The organism is Paraglaciecola sp. L3A3 (genome assembly GCF_009796765.1).
Classification (GTDB): Bacteria; Pseudomonadota; Gammaproteobacteria; order Enterobacterales; family Alteromonadaceae; genus Paraglaciecola.
Genome location: NZ_CP047023.1, coordinates 4,346,933 through 4,366,232, shown reverse-complemented (window position 1 = coordinate 4,366,232; position 19,300 = coordinate 4,346,933). Strand labels below are relative to the sequence as shown.

The following is a 19,300-nucleotide window of genomic DNA, read 5'->3' as shown; positions in this document are numbered from 1 at the left end:
GTGAATTGATATAAGTCTTTTGGGCGCAGCCGCGGCAAAATTCTCAGTGCTACTCTGTGTCAGTTTTTTTGTTTTATTCTTTTACTCGAATCTCGAATTTGTTTTTCACTAGTCTCTATTTCCTATCACTAGTTATATGCGGCTCCATCTATCGATTTGTCTTTTAGTATCATATAAATACCAAATCTACCTGGAGTATATGAGGTGGTTCTCATATTTAGTAATGGATTGAGACGTAAATCATCCAAGATATTTTTATATTTTGGATTTTGAGTCTCAATTATATTTTGAATTTCTTGCTGATTGAGCCCTTGATCCATCAAGGATTGAATCGTTATTTTTTCATCTAAAATGATTTCACACTGATAAATTTTACACATTATAGACGTTAGCTTGATAAATTCGCTGTTAACATGAGTGGTAATGAAATCTTTCAGCTGTTGCTGTTTGTTATACCCCCAATCTAGATCTTCTGGTTGTTGATGAAAATCATATATTTCTTGTTTGATATTCGAGGGCATAGTGGAGACGTACTCGTTATAAGGCTCAGGCACTAATGAATTTATGGCTTCGGTACTTACATCTGAGGGGGCTTGCTGTTCTAATTGGTATTTTAACCTGGCATTTTCTTGTTCGATTTCATTAATATTATCATTCATTGTATTTTGTAAATGGTTGATTTTTTGCTTGGCTATGGCTAATTGAGTGGTGTTTTCGTCACAGGTTAACTGGTTTGTTTTGTCATCAGGTGTGGCTACGGTTGCATTGTTTTCAATGGGCGCTAAGTTATTGGCTGGATGATTAGAAGAAGCAATAGATAAGGGGAATAAATCGCTAATATCCTGCTGTGAAGAATTAGAAATAAAATAACCTAATCCCCCGCCAATGACAAAAATGAGTAGATACTTAAGCAAGCTATTATTCATATTTTTTCATCCTTGGTATTTGTACATTTAATGTACGTCCTTACATTCAAGCTAGGTAATATAAAATTCTTTGTCAACGGCATAGCTAATTTAATGGTGAAATAGTGCTGTATATTTTTTTGCTCTAAATGTTCTCGGTTAAAGTTCTAATATGGCTAATCTATTTCCTGCTCCATTCTGCTTTTAAGGTGATTACATTTTTTTACATCCGGTATCAATTCGGCACAGAGATTTTTGTTTTTGCTGAATACAATTAATGTTGTTGATTTACCACTGGGAAGGAAATGTTATGACTAAGAATTCTAAAATTACCTTAGGCTTAATTTGTTTAAGTTTAACTGCGTGTAACGATGATTTAATTGTTGATTTTAGCGGCGAACAGCATGTTCGTGTTTATCAAGACGACCAAGCACTAGCTTGTTCAGATACTGGAACGATAGCTGTTAAAGAGCATGGAAAATTGCTAATTGACGAGCATATCGAATTACATTGTTCACAAAAAGGTGATGATGGTTTGTCCTATACCGAATCATGTGGTTCAGAAACAGACTCTATAAATATATTCACCATACACGACAAGGATTTAGCTGAAGCCGAGTCTTTAGGATTTTCACGCTTGTCGACCCTTGCTGATCCTCAGTTTGATGAGTTATGCGAATATAAGGTCATTTCTGATCGAAGAAAGTACCGTTTACTGCGTCAATTAAATAATCAGTACGCCAAATGGCAGGCCAGTAAACCGGCGAATTACAAGTTTCAATTTAATGTAACTTATAGTGACTGCCCAACTTTTGCTCCTACCCCAAATGTGGCTATCACTGTGAATGATGATGCTATTAATACTGTCTATGACCTAGATAACGAAATGTATTTAACTGATATCAGTGATTATATGACTATCGATGAATTATTTAGTGAGATTAACTTACAGTTGAAACTGACTCCTACTGAAGTTGGTTTGGATGTTAGTGATCCACATTTATCTCCACGTTTTAGTGATATGGGTATGCCTGAACAATACTTTATCAATGCTGGTGGAGAAGAATGTGATGCGGCTAATTATTCAATTAGCTTGTTAGCGGACTAACTTTTAGGTAAGCCATCCTTGATACGTATTCAGGGATGGTCGATTATTTGTTGTTTGGGGCTCGACTTAATCTGCTATTATTGCGGCATTATTTGTTGGGGAGTTCAGTCACAGTGCTTAAACATATCTCTTTTTTATCAGTTAAAATATTGCCTAAAGTTATACTCTACGCCTCGTTATTAGGCGCTAGTTCTAGTTTGATTTTAACTGGTTGCGCGTCTGATGTTTCAGAGGTGAAACCGGCTTTAAGCACAAATTCTGCCCAAGCTGTGAGTGTTATATATCAATCATGGGATCTACAAGATGCTTTGGATAAAGCCCATTCATTAGATAAAGAATCAACACTAGTGGTGTTTGACATCGACGATACATTACTAACCGCCACTGAGTTTTTTGGTAGTGACAAATGGTACGACTGGCAGCGGGGGAGAGCACTTGATCAACAAGGTGTCTTAATTAATACCGCAGCAACAGAAAAAGTGAATTGCTTATTTGATGTGTTAGGTATGGTGTTTGAAATAGCAGTGAATAAACCGACTCAAGCTAATATGGCGGACATTGTTGCAGATGTAGATAATGACCTACTTATTCTCACCGCTCGTTCTGGTGCTTATCGTGCGGCGACTATGCGTGAGTTAGCGCGTAACAAGTTAAACTTTGTGGATAAATCCTTACTCCCTGCTGATTTGGGCTATCACTATGATTACACTTTAGGTGGACGTACAGCCCAGGTTAGTTATGTGAATGGGGTCTTTATGGTGCAAGGCATGAATAAAGGTGTGATGCTGCTAGATTTACTAAAGCGAACGGGTAAAAATTATCAATCAGTGGTGTTTGTGGATGACAAGCAACATAACATAGACAACATGGCTGATGCGTTGAAAGAGGCCAATATCAATTATTACGGTTATCACTATAGGTTGATATCAAAAGCAGTGACTGACTCTGAAGTGGCTGAAGCGAATAGTGCCAGTGCTGGTTTAAACCGGTTGCTTGAAGGTCACTTTATTGATCGTGCTGAGCACCTTAGCCAAGGACATTGTGATTATTAAGTTGCTGCGGTTTTACCTCGTAAAACTGATATAAAACAAGCTAACAGCACAAATATCAGTGACATATTTAACGCCATTTCAAATGTTTGAATTAAGGCAGGGTTCTGTTCCATGGTCAATTGAGCATCACCTATGAAATAATGCACCATCAAATTAACTAAACTCATACCTAACAGATTGCCTATGGTGCGTGATAAATTCAACGAGGCAGATGCTACACCTACTTCGTTATTTTGTACTGCGCCCATAATGGCATTATTGTTCGGTGTCGAAAATAGTCCAAAACCAACACCAATCAATAACAAGGAACTGGTGATATATAATATACTTGTTGTGACGTTTATTGAGCTAAGTACATATAAGCCGCAGCCTACAATTACACAACCTAAAGTGGCGATTAACCTAGGTTGAAATTTGTCGGCTAACTTACCTGATAATGGTGCCATTATTGCCATAGATAGTGCTTGTACTAAGATTATTTGTCCGGCATGAGATGGGGTGAAACCTTTGACATATTGCAAATATAAACTCATCAAAAAGATCAAAGGAAAGTTACTGGCGTACATTAACAGTGAAGTACTCAATGACATTGAAAACAGCCGACTGTCACGAAACATTTGTACTCGAATAAGGGGGCGATGGCTACGACTTTGATGCACAATAAATGATGTTAGACTGATTGCCGAAAGAACCAGCATGAAGCAGCCTAAAACACTGGGTAATATACTTAAGCCGTAGACTAATGATGCAGAAAATACAGCAAAAATAGCCGTTCCCCACCAATCATATTTTGTTTTTTCGGCGTTTTTCCATTCACCAGCTAAGCGCATTTTAATTAATAATAATAACGCCAATACTATAGGCACTTGGAAAAAGAACACTGAACGCCAGCCCCAGAGTTCGGTTAACCAGCCTCCTACAGCAGGGGCAATAGTTAATCCGGTATAGATGCATGCTGAAGCAATGCCTAGAGCGGCTCCACGTTTATTGGCTGGAGTTACTGAGGTAATAATTGCTAGTCCTGTGGCAAAAATCATCGATGATGCGCCGCCTTGCACAAATCGCCAAAACAATATCCATTCGATATTAGTTCCTAGACCACACATAAAAGAGGCAAAGGCATTAAGGGCTAAGCCGCTTGCATACACTCGCTTACGGCCAAAATTGTCTGCAAATTTACCCGCAGGCAACATAAACATGACGCTGCTTAGAATAAATAATGTCGGTAACCAAGAGACCATTTTGGCATTGGCCTGCAAATCGGCAGCCAAATCTGGGATAGCAATATTTACAGAAGCCATGCCCAAAGGGCCAATAATTGAGCCTAGGCAAACAATAATTAAGGCAAATTTAGCAACACTAGACTTTTCAACTTTAGGCTCTGACAAAATGGTTCATTATCCTTGTAACACAGAAATGGCTTAGGCTTGCACTGCTTTTAAAATTAATGGCGTTAATGATTCGGGTAGACTGATGTTACCTGCTAAAACAAAAGCATGTGCATCTTCAGACATTTTTCGCCATGTTTTACGTATGATATCCAGCCATTTTTGTTCAGTATATTCAGGGTGTTTTTCAGCAAAGTTGAGCATGTAGTGTTCAATAAAAACTAAGCCTACTACATCTTCAAGTAACTGAGTGTCGGCGTTTGATTTTATCCCTATTTTGGCTACTGCATTTTTAGCTCGTTGAATTTCTTGTTGGTTAAAACCCGCTTCAGCCATAATACCTGCGACTTTTTCAGCGTGGAATATATACAAGTCGCTACGCCATTTGTGATAACCCTGACGATCCATAGGATAAGCATTACGCGGCGATTGCCAGCGCTGTATATGTTGACCACGTATCGCTAACTTGATTACATGCTCTGCATCACTTTTGTAACGCTCTAACATGTCAGACATACGTAGACCATATAATAGCTCTTTGGGCCAGTCTTTGCCGTCAGCTTGTTCGATATTAGGATCTTCACTGTTGGCGTTATCAATAAGATTAACCGCGCGTTCATAAGCTGCTTGGGTCATGGTTTGCTCCGAGGGAATTGAATTGTTAAAGATAGGTGGTAGACGGTCATTTTAACCTGAACTTAAACAGTATGCCTGCGGATTTTGTCAGTTTGATTGAATTAATATGTATCGAAAATTGACTGCTAATCTATTGTTACTGGGGTATTAAAAATGTGAGGTTATTTGTAGGTTTTCCAATCTATCGATAAAGACAACAATAATTCTCTTAAAGATAAAGCCCTAGGTTGGCTTTTACCTTTATGATTCCAATTATGTCCACAACAAGCTGCGGTCAATATAGCTTTGTTAGGTTTCAATAATTTAAGGGCCAAAATATCGGGTTGGCGAATGGTTTCTTCTAGAAATTTGCCGTCAACTGCAAACCAGCCGAATTTATTAGCGTGTAATTTCCCTTGTCCTAGATCAATTCTGTCTACTGAATCTAGCTCAATATGTTCAGCGCCTAAGGTGTCGACGTGTATAGCAATACAACGACCAATTTGTATATTGTCGATAAACCATTGTTCTGTTTTATCGGCATCGGCTTTGTCAGCCATACATTTGGCGGCTTGTTTACCTTGCCAACTGGCATTGTGAATGTCTATTTGTAAGGGGGATTCTTTTTGTAGTAGATTATCTGCGGCACGTTTTATATGGTGTTTAAGACCACCGAGTTTTCTTTGCAACAAACTGATATTGTTGAATTTTTGCTGGGATAAACTGGCAAGTTCCCTTTCATATAAGGCATTACATAACTCAGCAAAATGCAGCTGACGTTGGTCGTCAGAGAATATGTCTACTTGCTGTGAAGATGGAATGAGCATAATAAAATTTAAGTCTACAAAATAAAAAATGGCCAGCGTTAGCCGACCATTTTATACGCAAAAGCTTAAACTTGCAGTTTTATATCGCATTCACGATATTAGCTACAAGTAAGTATTATTGACCTTTAACTTCAGATAAACCGTTAAAAATAGCTTTATCACCTAAGAATTCTTCTATCCGTAATAATTGGTTGTACTTAGATACACGATCAGAACGACATAAAGAACCAGTCTTGATTTGACCTGCAGCTGTACCTACCGCTAAATCAGCGATAGTCGCATCTTCAGTTTCACCTGAGCGATGAGAGATAACAGCAGTAAAACCAGCATCTTTAGCCATTTTGATAGCTGCTAATGTTTCAGTTAAAGAACCGATTTGGTTAAACTTGATTAAGATAGAGTTACCAATACCGTTTTCGATACCGCGGGCTAAAATCTTAGTGTTTGTAACGAATAAGTCATCACCAACGATTTGAACTTTATCACCTAATAATTTAGTTTGGTAAGCAAAACCGTCCCAATCTGACTCGTCTAAGCCATCTTCAATTGAAACAATTGGGTATTGATCACAAAGTGTTGCTAAGAAATCAGAGAATTCGTTAGCTGTAAATTGTTTGCCTTCACCTTTAAGGTCGTAGATAGCTTTTTCTTTGTTGTAGAACTCAGAGGCTGCACAATCCATGGCTAAAGTAACATCTGTACCTAGCTCGTAACCTGCCGCCGCAACAGCTTCTTTGATTACAGCTAATGCATCAGCGTTTGATGCTAAATCTGGAGCGAAACCACCTTCATCTCCAACAGCTGTGTTAAGACCTTTGGCGGATAATACTTTTTTAAGTGCATGAAAAATTTCAGCACCCATACGTAATGCTTCTTTAAAGCTTTTCGCGCCAACTGGTTGAATCATAAATTCTTGGATATCAACGTTGTTATCAGCGTGTTCACCACCGTTGATGATATTCATCATGGGTAATGGTAAAGAGTAAACACCTGGCGTACCGTTTAAGTCAGCAATGTGTTCAAATAATTGTACACCTTTTGCGATTGCTGCTGCTTTAGCTACTGCTAAAGAAACCGCTAAAATTGCATTAGCACCAAATTTTTCTTTATTTTCTGTGCCATCTAAGTCGATCATGATTTGATCGATATTTTTTTGGTCTAGCGCGTCTTTACCTAACAGTGCAGCTTGTAATTCATTGTTGATAGCGGCAACGGCTTTTAATACACCTTTACCTAAATAACGGCTTTTGTCGCCATCTCTTAATTCTAGAGCTTCACGAGAACCTGTTGATGCGCCAGATGGTGCAGCAGCTCTACCCATAGCGCCAGATTCTAAATAAACATCTGCTTCTACAGTGGGGTTCCCACGTGAGTCCATGATTTCGCGACCAATAATTTTACTGATATTTGACATTCTTGTGACCTTAATTGATTAAAAGTTAAAGGATCTTCGATCCACTTGATTTCTAATTATTTTGTTTAAAATATTCGCCCGCAGCTTTCACAAAACCTTCAAAAAGAGGGTGTCCGTCGCGAGGTGTAGAGTTAAATTCTGGGTGGAACTGACCTGCTACAAACCAAGGATGGTCGGGCAGTTCTATTACTTCTACTAAACGTTTATCTGTTGATAGACCAGTGACTTTAAGGCCAGCGGCTTCAATTTTTTCACGCAAGTTGTTGTTGACTTCATATCTATGTCTGTGGCGTTCATAAATTTCGTTTGAACCGTATAATTCCTGAACCTTACTGCCTGGTACTAAGTGGCACAATTGGCTACCTACGCGCATAGTGCCACCTAAGTCAGAGTTTTCGCTGCGTGATTCTTTTGAACCATCTGCATCTAACCATTCGGTAATAAGACCTACAACTGGGAAAGGCGTTTCAGGATCAAACTCAGTACTATTAGCGCCTTCCATACCCACTACATTACGAGCGAATTCGATAAGTGCTACTTGCATGCCTAAGCAAATCCCTAAATAAGGTATGTTGTTTTCACGGGCAAATTTAGCGGTAGCAATTTTACCTTCTATTCCGCGCTCTCCAAATCCACCAGGTACTAGAATGGCATCTAGCCCTTGTAAAATTTGTTCACCTTTACTCTCAACATCTTGAGAATCAATGTGTTTGATTTTGACTGCTAGGCGATTTTTTAAGCCGGCATGTTTAAGTGCTTCGTTAACTGATTTGTAGGCATCAGGTAATTCAACATATTTACCTACCATACCTATAGTGACTTCGCTGGTTGGGTTTGATTCCGCATACAGAACCTGTTCCCATTCAGTTAGGTCAGCTTCTGGGCATTCTAAACCAAAACGTTCAACCACTAATTCATCCAAACCTTGTGCTTTTAACATGGCTGGAATTTTGTAAATGCTATCTACGTCACGTAAAGAAATAACGGCTTTGTCGATAACATTAGTAAACAGGGCTATTTTAGAGCGTTCGTTTGAAGGCAAGGGCACTTCTGAACGACACACTAAAATATCAGGCTGTACACCCACAGAGCGTAATTCTTTTACTGAATGTTGAGTGGGTTTGGTTTTAACTTCTGCCGAAGCTGCTAAGTACGGCACTAAAGTTAAATGCATAAACATGGCACGATTACGGCCTACTTCAACACCTAATTGACGTACTGCTTCAATAAATGGTTGAGATTCAATGTCACCTACAGTGCCACCAATTTCGACTATGGCTACATCTACCCCTTCAGAACCATCAATCACACGACGTTTGATTTCGTTAGTGATATGAGGGATCACCTGAATAGTGGCGCCAAGGTAATCACCACGACGTTCGCGTTTTAGTACTTCTTCGTATACACGACCGGTAGTGAAGTTGTTACGTTTAGTCATACGAGTACGAATAAAGCGTTCGTAATGACCTAAATCTAAATCGGTTTCTGCACCATCATCAGTTACAAATACCTCACCATGTTGAATAGGACTCATAGTGCCTGGATCAACATTAATATAGGGGTCAAGCTTCAGCATGGTGACTTTTAAACCACGTGCTTCTAAAATTGCGGCAAGAGAGGCAGCTGCAATACCTTTTCCAAGCGATGAAACAACACCACCTGTGACGAAAATATAGTTTGTCATGAGTACCCTAAAGGCGTTTGAGTTGAATAGGTTTGTACTGATTGATGTGATTTTTAGACTAATTTTCAGTCAATAAAAATCACTATCAGACGGCTCAGCATTATAGACAAAATCTGCGCTACAGACAATTCAAAAGCAAGCTAGAGTTGAAATTAATCTTAAATAACAAATATCAAACAGCGCTAACCAATTAGCTTATAAATTACTCCGCCCAGTCCACCTATGATTAATAAAACATTTGCTAAAAAACCTAGGACAAATCCGATGGCTCTGCTTTTAGGATCGTTTACATAACTAATATAATAGATAGGTCGGCCAACTAAAAATAATATACCGATAGCTGCACCAATTAATGGGCTGACAAAATATGTAAACACCCATAAAGCGGGTATAAAAATAATTAGTTGCTCAAGGGTGTTTTGTTGCACACGATACATTCTCTCAAAAGTAGGATGGCCAGTTACCGCCGGAGCAAATACGCTATATTTTTCTCGAGAGAATCCCACTTTAAAAGTAAAAAACATATATTCTAATAGGGCTACTAGGGTAACAATTGCAGCGTATTCCATTCATTTTTCCTTGGGTATTGTAGTAAAGGCCTAATTGCCTAGCTGTTTATTTGTCAGCATAAAAATAACGATTAAAAAAAATCTACTGCAGTTTAGCAAGATTATATTACCGCTTCACTTAATCAAACTTAAACAAGTTAGATGCCATCAAACAAGGCGCAGGTAATTTCACCTAAACGACATACTGCTTGCTCTAGGTCTGAGTGCCAGATCTGATTGATGCTTAATCTTAAACAATGCTCGTATTGGCCTGACATACTAAAAGTATGGCCGGGCATAAAACAAATATTTTCTTGCACGGCTAGGTTATAAATTTCCATGGTTTTTATTTGGTGTGGTAATTCGACCCAAAGAAAAAAACCACCTTGGGGTTGAGATACGCGAGTGCCCGCTGGAAAATGCTGTAGTACACATGTTTGTAATTTTAATACTTGTTGCTGCAAGGTTGTAGTTAATTTACGGATATGTGCCGAGTAACTCTCTGAAAATAAATAGTCAGCCATAGCTAACTGACAAGGCATATTACAGGTAATGTTTAACGCGACTTTATGGCGCATTAATCCTGGCATTAAAGGTTTCGATGCTATCCATCCTAAGCGCATATTAGGGGCAAGATCTTTAGAAAACGATGAGCAATAAACAATATAACCAGCATGGTCGTAGGCATATGCTGGTTCGGTAGTTCCTTGACGGTAATCTAAACTACCAAAGGTATCGTCTTCAATTATGTAGGTTTGATATTGTTTAGCTAATAATGCGAGCTGTTTTTTGGTCTTTCGGGGTAAGCTAAATCCAATTGGATTGCTAGCAATTGCACTAAAAAGTAAGGTAGTAAACTTGCCTTGGGAAAATAGCTCTGCGACATGTACCATGTCGGGCCCCTCGGGGCCGCAAGGAATTTCTAATACTTGTCGCTTAGCATGTTTAAGGGCGGTGAGTAATCCGCTATAACAAGGAGTAAAAATAGCGACTGTATCACCCACCTCACTGACTTGTCCTAGCACTAGATTAATCGCTTCAAGACAACCATTGGTGACAATAATTTGCTCTGTATTTATCGAACATTGACGTTGGCGCATTATGTCTACAATAGCATTGCGAAGTTTTACTTCACCTTGGGTATGGCCATAACTGTTTGCTGTTAAGTTAGCTATTTTAGCTGTCCGTTTAAGGGATCTCTGTAACTCTAGTGAGGGACGTAAGGATTCGTCCAAATAGCCACTACTCAAACCGACTCGGTCAAAAGTGAGAGCATTTTGTAATATCTCAAAAATTACATCTGAAGGATCATGCTTAATAGATACAGATTTTAATCTAGGCTGACTCAAGGGCTTAATCGATGAATGTCCTTTTACATAAAATCCGGATTGTGCTTTTGCCACAATCAAGCCCTGACTTTGTAACCATTCATAAGTTTTAGTTGCTGTTGCTAAACTAACTTGGTGTTGTAAGGCAAACTTCCTTAATGCAGGTAAAGGTTCTCCAGCGGCTAAGGTTTGGTTTTGAATTTCACCAGTGACATGAGTCGCCAGTTGTTGATATTTGAATGTCATTTTGCTGCACCTACTTTTAAGTGGCCTAACTTATTGTACTGGTTTTTTTATGTAAAATTGAGTCTGTTATGGTTTTTATTCTAGCCCTAGTATCTGTAATCACAAATCATTTACTAAGGACACATGATGCAGATCTACAAAAAAATAAAATATTCGCAGTTTTATATGCATTGGAACTTGTCTTCTAGTGAAAAAAACAAGGGCTTATTGCTCGGTATAATTGCGGTATTTTTATTTAGCTTTACTTTGCCTTTAAGTGCTTATGTTACTCAACAACTTGACCCTTGGTTTTTGGGATTAGGGCGCACCGCATTTGCTGGGATATTAGCTGCAGTTATTTTGTATGTTAAAGGTGTCGCTAGGCCGACTAACCAGCAAATTAAATGGTTAGCTTTGAGCGCTTTGGGTATTACTTTCGGTTTTCCCGTGAGTATCTCTATTGCCATGAGTTTAACTGAGTCTTCGCGGGGCATAATTGTAGTAGGAGTGCTGCCTTTAGTCACTGCTTTAATGGGCGCTGTTTTGGCTAAAGAGCACATGCCCAGAGCTTTTTGGTTTTTTGCTATTTTGGGCGCAGTGTTAGTATTTGTTTTTACTGCTACTCAGCAAACGGCTGGGGCTCAGTGGGCTGACCTATTATTGTTAGTGGCAGTATTAACCGCTGGCTTTGGTTATGCCACAGGTGGTCGTTTGGCTAAAGAAATGCCGGGTTGGCAGGTCATTAGTTGGACCTTAGTCATCGCTATGCCGTTTTTTTGGCTGCCTGCATTCTTGTTGTTTCCTGCTGAGCCAACACAGATCGATCTTGGCATTTGGTTAGGTTTTATCTATTTAACCTTAGTCAGTCAGTTGTTAGGTTTTTTCTTATGGAATTCGGCCATGGCAATAGGGGGGATAGCTGCTGTTAGCCAGACTCAATTATTACAGGTATTTTTTTCATTGTTGATTTCTAACTTTTTGTTTGGCGAGCAGATGGGCAGTAGCGTGTGGTTTTTTGCCATATTAATTATATTGATAGTGGCTTTGGGTAATCAAAGTCAACGTTTGGCTACAATATTTCAATTGCGGAATAAAGCAGCTAAAATTTAAATACACAGTGAGCATGAATATGACTCCATGCTCACTATTTTTTGTTTAACTCAAGTTAAATCTGCTTATTTAATCACTCACAGTTCCAGTAAGTTAATCTTCAATATGATTTCGGTATTTATCCATACGTTGCATAGCTTTGCCTTCAAACTCACGTTTTAACTGCCACATAGGTCTTTCTAAGGTTAATTCCCAAGCAAATAATTTTTGATAAAGATCTTTGACCACAGCAGGTTGCTGCGCTGCTAGATTGTTTTGTTCGCTAATATCATTGCTCAGGTCGTACAACTCTGCAGGACGGTCAGGAAAGCGTAGTAGTTTCCAGTCGCCGTCGCGGATCACGCCACGATTTTCTTTTTTCCAAAACAGTGTTTGATGAGGTCTTGTTGCTCTTTCACCTTGTAAATAGGGCAATAAATCCACACCATCTAGATTACTTAATGCCGTAGTGTTACCTCCAGCTGCCGCATAAAAAGTAGGTAATAAATCCAGTGTGCTTACGGGTAAATCATAGGTTTTAGCTGCTGCCACTTTATTTGGCCAGCGCACAATAAAGGGCACCCGAATCCCCCCCTCAAGGTGATTAGCTTTGGTGCCACTTAAGGGGGCATTATTAGATGCATTACTATCAGTTGGACCACCGTTGTCATTAGTAAACACTAACAGTGTATTGTCACTTAATCCTAAATCATCAAGTTTTGCCAATAAACGACCAATTGCTCTGTCCATTGATAAAGTCATAGCAGCAACGGTTTTTCTTTTACCTTTTAATTGTGGGAATTGGGCTAAATCAGCCGCTTCTGCTTCCATTGGTGAATGCACTGCATTAAATGATAAATAAGTGAAAAAAGGCTGTGCTTTATTTTTTTCAATAAATTCAATGGTTTTATCAACCAGAGTGTCGGTTAGATATTGTTTTGATTCAGCAAAATGACCAAACCCTTCCTCTAGTAAGTCTTCTTGACGAAATTTAGGTGAATCGGCCTTCATTTCATAATAACTACGAGCGCCGCCACGAAAGCCAAAAAAGTAGTCAAAACCACGTTTGGTTGGATGAAAACGATCGGCATTACCTTGATGCCACTTGCCAATAATTGCAGTTTTATAACCTAAAGACTGCAAATATTGAGGCATGATTTTTTCGCTAAGAGGTAAGCCCATTTCATCACCAAGTGTGCCTGAAGCGCTCATTAAGCCTGGTACGTTATTTTCTTCGAAACCAAACCTTTGCTGATATTTACCCGTTAATAATCCCGCCCGTGAAGGACCACAAACAGCAGCGCTCACATAAGCTTGTGAAAATAACGTGCCTTGTTTGGCAAGATTATCAAGGTTTGGGGTTTTCATGGTTTGACTGCCCTGAAAACCAAAATCATGATAACCAGCATCATCGGATAAAATAAACACAATATTCGGTTTAGTACTTGCCGCTTGCGCAGCGGCTAATACGCCCATCATGCATAAGGTAAATAAACACAATCGCTTAAAAAATAAAGATATAGACCACATAAAGAAAACTCTTCAAAGTAAGTATTGTTAACAATTGTATGTCATTTGGTATTTTTATGGTTAGAACAATTACGGCGAAATTGATGGATTTTTAGACAAAGAAATAAAAAATACAAAAATCATCATAAACTAAGTTGTTATATTATTGTTTAACATGGATGACCTATTTAATGTCTTCCTATTTAATGACTTGCATTGACAAATGAACTGGGCGTAATAATAAAAATGAATTATAGGACAGTACTTAGCTTATTTGGCTGCGCCTGAGCCTAGCTATAGTAGTGCAACTAATTAGAAATTAAACACGTCACCAGCTCAATGCGATACAAGAAGCGATAACTTTAAAGTGAGTGCCTATTTTACCTTTGCCGTGTATATTATTTATTATAGATTCTTTTATTTTCAATATATTAGCTAATCGCATAGTAATATTTTCTGAGATAAACACCACGAACAGGAAGCTAATCTAGTATGACGGTTAAAATGGAACACCGCACTTTAGAAGACAAAATTCTATTGGCAATTACTGCTGCGGCGACATTAGTATTATTGCCCTTTCTTATCAGTAGTTTTTTTGCCGATGATAAAGGACATATAGCCGTTGATTTCGTTGCAGTTGGCGGCATTTTTACTATATTTCTTGGTGTTTGGTTTACCAGTAAGGTCAAACTGTATAGTGGCTTATTTGCTGTTCTAGCTCAGGTCACTATCTTATTAGGTATCTATATAAAAGGTGCAGGTTTAATTTATTGGCTTTTTCCCATAATCATCGCTGGTTTTTATTTATTACCTACTCTTGTTGCTAGCATTTTTAATATCATACTAATTACTGTTGCTTGTTTAATTACTTATGAACAATTCGACAGTTTCACATTACCACGGATTATTGCTGCGTTTGTTGTAACCAATATATTTTCGTTAATATTTTCAATGTTTATGCAAAACAAAAATCGGCAGTTATTAGAAAAAGACAAAATAAATCAACTTCGTAATAATATTCTTGAATCGATTGCCAGTTCAAGCAAGTTACCTAAAGTATTACAGGCCGTTGCTCATGCGATAGAAAATGAATTCCCTGACGCTATCTGCAGCATTTTACTATTAGATAAATCAGGTAAGCACTTAATACTCGGTGCAGCTCCTAGCTTGCCTGACTTTTATAATAAAGCCCTTGACGGCTTAGCTATCGGTCGGGGCGTTAGCTCAAGCGGTGCTGCAGCTTTTACAGGAAAACGAGTCGTTGTCGCAGATATAACCACTCACCCGAATTGGACTCCTTGGAAAGAAATAGCGGAAAAAGCGCAATTAGCTGCCTGTTGGTCAGAACCCATCATTGATAACCAAGGGAAGGTGTTAGGTACTTTCTCTATCTATCATCGTAAAATATCGACACCTAATGCCTCTGACTTCAAACTTATTGAGCAATTTGCAAACCTTGCCCGTATCGCAATAGAACGAGATAAAGCCGATAAAATCATATGGCAACAAGCTAATTATGACAGCTTAACCAACTTACCAAACCGTAATCTATTGCAAGAACATCTAACAAACGCAATTGCCAATGCTCAAGGTGAAAATAAGCAGCTGGCTATTGCTATGCTAGATCTCGATAAATTTAAAGATGTTAATGATTCATTAGGGCATGGCGCTGGTGATAAAGTCCTTATTGAGTGTTCAAAACGTATTAAGAATGTCATTAGAAAGAATGACATTGCGGCACGCCTCGGGGGGGATGAATTTATTATCGTTCTTGTGGGTACAAGCATACCTGAAGATATCGATAATATTGGCCAGAAACTATCAAACGTACTAGCTCAACCTTATATCATTGAAGAAAAGAATGTTTATTGTACTGCTAGTATAGGAATTGCATATTATCCAGATGATGCACTGAGCATTGACGCATTGCTAAGAAATGCAGATCAAGCCATGTACCACGCAAAAATGCGCGGCCGCAACAGCGTTCATTATTTTACTGATAATATGCGTACCGACTTTAACAAACGAATGGAAATTATTCAGGACTTACGTATTGCTATTGCACAACAACAATTTTATATGGTTTATCAGCCGATTGTGAACTTAGCAAACAACCAAATAATTAAAGCCGAAGCGCTAATACGCTGGAAACATCCCAAAAAAGGGCATATTTCGCCATTGGATTTCATTCCGGTTGCAGAAGAAATAGGACTCATTATTGAAATCAGTGATTGGATATTCGATGAGGTATCACAACAAGCTAATCATTGGCGAAATAAATACAATAATGATTTAACAATAAGCATTAATACATCGCCTGTACAATTTCAAAATGAAGGCGAACAATTTAATGCTTGGACTGAATCACTTATCGATCAAAAAATACCGTGTAAGGCAATTGCGATTGAAATTACCGAAAATCTATTAATGGATAATCAAACTGAAATTGTCGATACATTAGATAAAATCCGGCAGCGAGGTATTGCCGTATCAATTGATGATTTCGGTACTGGTTATTGCTCTTTTTCTTATCTTAAAAATTACTCGATTGATTATTTGAAAATTGATAAAAGTTTTGTGCAGAATATATCTGTTGACAACAATGATGCCGCTCTATGTGAAGCCATCATCGTAATGGCAAATAAACTTAATATCCAAGTCATCGCTGAAGGCATAGAAACAGAACAACAAAAACAATTACTTATCCAAGCGGGTTGCGTTTTAGGACAAGGGTACTTATTAGCACGCCCGCTTATAGTTGATGATTTTGAAAAACTATTGATTACACAAAAAAGTTAAGAGATATAAATTCTAGGACCGATGATGAATCGCTTTTAGCTTTTTGCTCGAATCTATCTTCTGCTTAGTCTGTTTCACTCTGCCAAATTCCGCCTCTAAGAAAGTGCCTTTAACGCATACAAGGCATCCAGTGCTTGTTTCGGAGTTAAATCATCTGGGTTAATTTGTTTTAAACTCACACGTAATTCGTCTACCGCGTCTAACATATCTAGTTGGTGTTCTTGTTGTTTATGCTGCATATTTGGTTGTGATGTATTACTAGGTAAGCTTTCGAGTTCGGCTAATTTGTGTTTGGCTTTTAAGATAACACTGCGGGGCACACCTGCTAGTTGGGCTACTTGTAAGCCGTAACTTTTGTTAGCTGCGCCTTCTTGTACCGCATGCATAAACCGAATGGTTTCTTCGTGTTCTACCGCGTCTAAATGTACATTGGCCAGTTCTGGTAAGTTTTCGGCTAGTTGAGTTAGCTCAAAGTAGTGAGTGGCAAACAAGGTATAAGATTGTAATTTTAACGCTAAATACTCGGCACAAGCCCAAGCTAAAGACAAACCATCATAGGTGCTGGTGCCTCGGCCTATTTCGTCCATCAATACTAAACTGTTGGCGGTGGCGTTATTCAGAATATTGGCGGTTTCGGTCATTTCTACCATAAAGGTTGAACGACCAGAAGCTAAGTCATCAGATGCGCCAATACGGGTAAATATGCGATCGATTGGGCCGATTTGAGCGTTTTCTGCTGGGATAAAACTGCCAATGTAAGCCATTAACACTATCAGCGCAGTTTGTCGCATATAGGTTGATTTACCGCCCATGTTTGGCCCAGTGATAATCAACATACGTCTTTGTGGATTCACTACTACAGGGTTGGCAATAAAAGGTGTTTTCATGACGTGCTCGACTACAGGATGACGGCCTTGATCAAAATGAATGCCCGGTTGGGTGGTTAATTCTGGGCAATGGTAATCAAGAGATTCGGCTCGTTCGGCCAAGTTGGTTAATACGTCTAGCTCTGCGAGTGCATCTGCACTTTGCATTAAGCGCGATAACTCAGGTAACAAAATATCGAACAATTCTTCGTACAAACGTTTTTCTAGAGCCAGTGATTTACTTTGACTGGTGAGAACTTTGTCTTCGTGCTCTTTTAACTCCTGAATAATATAACGTTCGTTATTTTTAAGAGTTTGCCTGCGCACATATTCAGCGGGTACTTGGTCGGCATAGTTACGGCCTACTTCAATAAAAAAGCCATGTACTCGGTTGTAACCCACTTTTAAAGTGGATATGCCAGTACGTTGCTTTTCTCTTTGTTCTAATTCATCTATGTAATCAGTAGCACCTTTAGACAAGGCCCGTAATTCGTCTAACTCGACGTTGTAGCCTGTTTTGATTACGCCACCATCACGAATTAATACCGGGGGCGTTTCTTCAACTGCGCGTTCTAATAGCTCTGCAAAAGCTGGAAACTGGCTGATGTCGTTAGCCAATTGCATTAAGCCAGTGTTGGCTGATTCGGCTGATTGGCATGTAACAAATTCTTGAATTTCGGGCAATAAGGTAAAGGCTTGTCTCAGCCTTGCAAAATCACGTGGGCGAGCCGAACGCAATGCCAAACGGGCTAATACTCTTTGCATATCGCCCACTTGTTTAAGCGAGCTTTGCAATTGCGGGTAATCACTATTAAGCAAAGACTTAATATTCGACTGTCGTTGTTTTAATATTTTACTGTCGGTTAACGGCCTATGTAACCATCTTTGTAATAACCGGCTGCCCATAGGCGTAGAGGTTTTGTCTAATACACTGGCTAGGGTGTGCTCTTTACCACCGGCTAAGTTTTGCGTGAGTTCTAAATTACGCCTAGTAGCGGCGTCCATCAAAACAGTATCAGACTCGGTTTCTAAAATAATATTCCGAATGTGTGGCAGAGCGCTTCTTTGGGTATCTTTAACGTACTGCATCACGCAGCCTGCGGCACATATACCTATTTTGCTATTGGCTACACCAAAACCTGTTAGCTCTTTGGTGCCAAACTGTTGATTAAGTTGGGTGCTGGCGGTGTCAAAATCAAATTCCCATTGGGGGCGACGGCGCAGTCCTTTACGTTGTTCAATTAAATGAAAAAATTCGAAGTCTTCTGGATATAACAATTCAGCTGGGTCGGTACGTTGAATTTCTGCCGCTACGGCTTCTATGTCTTGCGGCTCGCATAAAGCAAATCGGCCTGTAGATACGTCTAAGGTTGCGTAACCAAAATACACTTTGTTTTGTTGTCTAATGCTTACCACTGCGGCCAAAATATTGTCTTGTTTGTCTTCAAGTAATGCTTCGTCTGACACTGTGCCTGGAGTGACTATGCGCTGCACCTTTCGCTCTACCGGCCCTTTGCTGGTGGCTGGATCGCCCACTTGTTCGACAATAGCTACCGACTGGCCCATTTTAACTAAGCGAGCTAAATAGTTTTCTACCGCATGATAAGGCACCCCCGCCATAGGGATAGCATTGCCGCCAGATTTACCTCTAGCAGTAAGAGATATGTCTAATAATTCAGAGGCCTTTTTCGCATCATCAAAAAACAATTCATAAAAATCACCCATGCGGTAAAACAATAAAACGTCTTGATGTTCAGCCTTAATACCTAAGTATTGTTGCATCATAGGGGTGTGCGATTGCAAAGCTGGGCTAATTGAATTTGTTGCTGGAGAGTTTTTTGACGACATTTTAAAAGACTTTTCTAATAACTAAATTTCTGTGGTGTATTTTGGCTGATTTTGCCTTTGAAGTCTTGGGGGAATTGCTATTGAGTTTGATTTAT

At 39.1% G+C, this 19,300-nt stretch carries 14 protein-coding genes; 4 read left to right on the top strand and 10 right to left on the bottom strand.

The features are described from left to right. Positions 1–128: 128 nt before the first annotated feature. Complete coding sequence (locus GQR87_RS18125; RefSeq protein WP_158971801.1) at positions 129–926, bottom strand: hypothetical protein; 798 nt, start codon at positions 924–926, stop codon at positions 129–131. 289 nt (positions 927–1,215) lie between these two features. Between GQR87_RS18125 and GQR87_RS18120 the strand changes: the two genes are divergently transcribed. Together GQR87_RS18120 and GQR87_RS18115 are read left to right on the top strand one after the other, a co-directional pair. Next, complete coding sequence (locus GQR87_RS18120) at positions 1,216–2,013, top strand: DUF6174 domain-containing protein (protein WP_158971799.1); 798 nt, start codon at positions 1,216–1,218, stop codon at positions 2,011–2,013. A 113-nt stretch (positions 2,014–2,126) separates the two neighbouring features. Then, positions 2,127–3,065 carry a DUF2608 domain-containing protein gene (locus GQR87_RS18115; RefSeq protein WP_233267314.1) on the top strand — a complete coding sequence of 313 codons (939 nt, stop codon included), beginning with the start codon at positions 2,127–2,129 and terminating at the stop codon, positions 3,063–3,065. On the opposite strand, the gene GQR87_RS18110 is transcribed toward GQR87_RS18115, so the two are convergent. From GQR87_RS18110 to GQR87_RS18080, 7 genes are all read right to left on the bottom strand, one after another. Further along, entirely contained in the window at positions 3,062–4,453 is a 1,392-nt protein-coding gene (locus GQR87_RS18110) for an MFS transporter (RefSeq protein ID WP_158971795.1), read from the bottom strand. The genes GQR87_RS18115 and GQR87_RS18110 overlap by 4 nt on opposite strands. A gap of 33 nt (positions 4,454–4,486) precedes the next feature. Then, positions 4,487–5,089, bottom strand: coding sequence for a DUF4202 domain-containing protein (locus tag GQR87_RS18105; RefSeq protein ID WP_158971793.1), 603 nt, complete (start codon positions 5,087–5,089; stop codon positions 4,487–4,489). 161 nt (positions 5,090–5,250) lie between these two features. Then, entirely contained in the window at positions 5,251–5,895 is a 645-nt protein-coding gene (locus GQR87_RS18100) for a hypothetical protein (protein WP_158971791.1), read from the bottom strand. 115 nt (positions 5,896–6,010) lie between these two features. Continuing rightward, the gene (gene eno / locus GQR87_RS18095) at positions 6,011–7,309 is read right to left on the bottom strand and encodes a phosphopyruvate hydratase (protein ID WP_158971789.1); all 1,299 of its coding nucleotides are present in this window, start codon (positions 7,307–7,309) and stop codon (positions 6,011–6,013) included. A gap of 52 nt (positions 7,310–7,361) precedes the next feature. After that, positions 7,362–8,993 carry a CTP synthase gene (locus tag GQR87_RS18090; RefSeq protein ID WP_158971787.1) on the bottom strand — a complete coding sequence of 544 codons (1,632 nt, stop codon included), beginning with the start codon at positions 8,991–8,993 and terminating at the stop codon, positions 7,362–7,364. 182 nt (positions 8,994–9,175) lie between these two features. Beyond that, on the bottom strand, positions 9,176–9,562 hold the full coding sequence (locus GQR87_RS18085) for an MAPEG family protein (protein ID WP_158971785.1): 387 nt from the start codon (positions 9,560–9,562) through the stop codon (positions 9,176–9,178). Between the two features lie 137 nt (positions 9,563–9,699). Further along, a complete protein-coding gene (locus tag GQR87_RS18080; RefSeq protein ID WP_158971783.1) occupies positions 9,700–11,115 on the bottom strand; it encodes a PLP-dependent aminotransferase family protein in 1,416 nt (471 codons plus the stop codon). Between the two features lie 126 nt (positions 11,116–11,241). Here GQR87_RS18080 and GQR87_RS18075 point away from each other — a divergent pair, with 126 nt between their 5' ends. Further along, positions 11,242–12,204, top strand: a complete 963-nt coding sequence (locus tag GQR87_RS18075; protein ID WP_158971781.1) for a DMT family transporter — start codon at positions 11,242–11,244, stop codon at positions 12,202–12,204. Between the two features lie 93 nt (positions 12,205–12,297). Here the strand turns inward: GQR87_RS18075 and GQR87_RS18070 are convergent, their stop codons facing one another. Continuing rightward, positions 12,298–13,662, bottom strand: coding sequence for a sulfatase (locus GQR87_RS18070; RefSeq protein WP_233267502.1), 1,365 nt, complete (start codon positions 13,660–13,662; stop codon positions 12,298–12,300). A 522-nt stretch (positions 13,663–14,184) separates the two neighbouring features. Between GQR87_RS18070 and GQR87_RS18065 the strand changes: the two genes are divergently transcribed. Beyond that, positions 14,185–16,491, top strand: coding sequence for an EAL domain-containing protein (locus GQR87_RS18065; RefSeq protein WP_199271643.1), 2,307 nt, complete (start codon positions 14,185–14,187; stop codon positions 16,489–16,491). A gap of 95 nt (positions 16,492–16,586) precedes the next feature. Here GQR87_RS18065 and mutS read toward each other — a convergent pair whose 3' ends face one another. Then, complete coding sequence (gene mutS / locus GQR87_RS18060) at positions 16,587–19,205, bottom strand: DNA mismatch repair protein MutS (RefSeq protein ID WP_158971777.1); 2,619 nt, start codon at positions 19,203–19,205, stop codon at positions 16,587–16,589. Between the last annotated feature and the right edge of the window lie 95 nt (positions 19,206–19,300).

Bases quoted from the DNA above. Each gene is read 5' to 3' on its own strand.
- GQR87_RS18125 (WP_158971801.1), bottom strand. From the start codon at position 926: ATGAATAATAGCTTGCTTAAGTATCTACTCATTTTTGTCATTGGCGGG.
- GQR87_RS18120 (WP_158971799.1), top strand. From the start codon at position 1,216: ATGACTAAGAATTCTAAAATTACCTTAGGCTTAATTTGTTTAAGTTTA.
- GQR87_RS18105 (WP_158971793.1), bottom strand. From the start codon at position 5,089: ATGACCCAAGCAGCTTATGAACGCGCGGTTAATCTTATTGATAACGCC.
- GQR87_RS18100 (WP_158971791.1), bottom strand. From the start codon at position 5,895: ATGCTCATTCCATCTTCACAGCAAGTAGACATATTCTCTGACGACCAA.
- eno (WP_158971789.1), bottom strand. From the start codon at position 7,309: ATGTCAAATATCAGTAAAATTATTGGTCGCGAAATCATGGACTCACGT.
- GQR87_RS18090 (WP_158971787.1), bottom strand. From the start codon at position 8,993: ATGACAAACTATATTTTCGTCACAGGTGGTGTTGTTTCATCGCTTGGA.
- GQR87_RS18085 (WP_158971785.1), bottom strand. From the start codon at position 9,562: ATGGAATACGCTGCAATTGTTACCCTAGTAGCCCTATTAGAATATATG.
- GQR87_RS18080 (WP_158971783.1), bottom strand. From the start codon at position 11,115: ATGACATTCAAATATCAACAACTGGCGACTCATGTCACTGGTGAAATT.
- GQR87_RS18075 (WP_158971781.1), top strand. From the start codon at position 11,242: ATGCAGATCTACAAAAAAATAAAATATTCGCAGTTTTATATGCATTGG.
- GQR87_RS18070 (WP_233267502.1), bottom strand. From the start codon at position 13,662: ATGATGGGCGTATTAGCCGCTGCGCAAGCGGCAAGTACTAAACCGAAT.
- GQR87_RS18065 (WP_199271643.1), top strand. From the start codon at position 14,185: ATGACGGTTAAAATGGAACACCGCACTTTAGAAGACAAAATTCTATTG.
- mutS (WP_158971777.1), bottom strand. From the start codon at position 19,205: ATGTCGTCAAAAAACTCTCCAGCAACAAATTCAATTAGCCCAGCTTTG.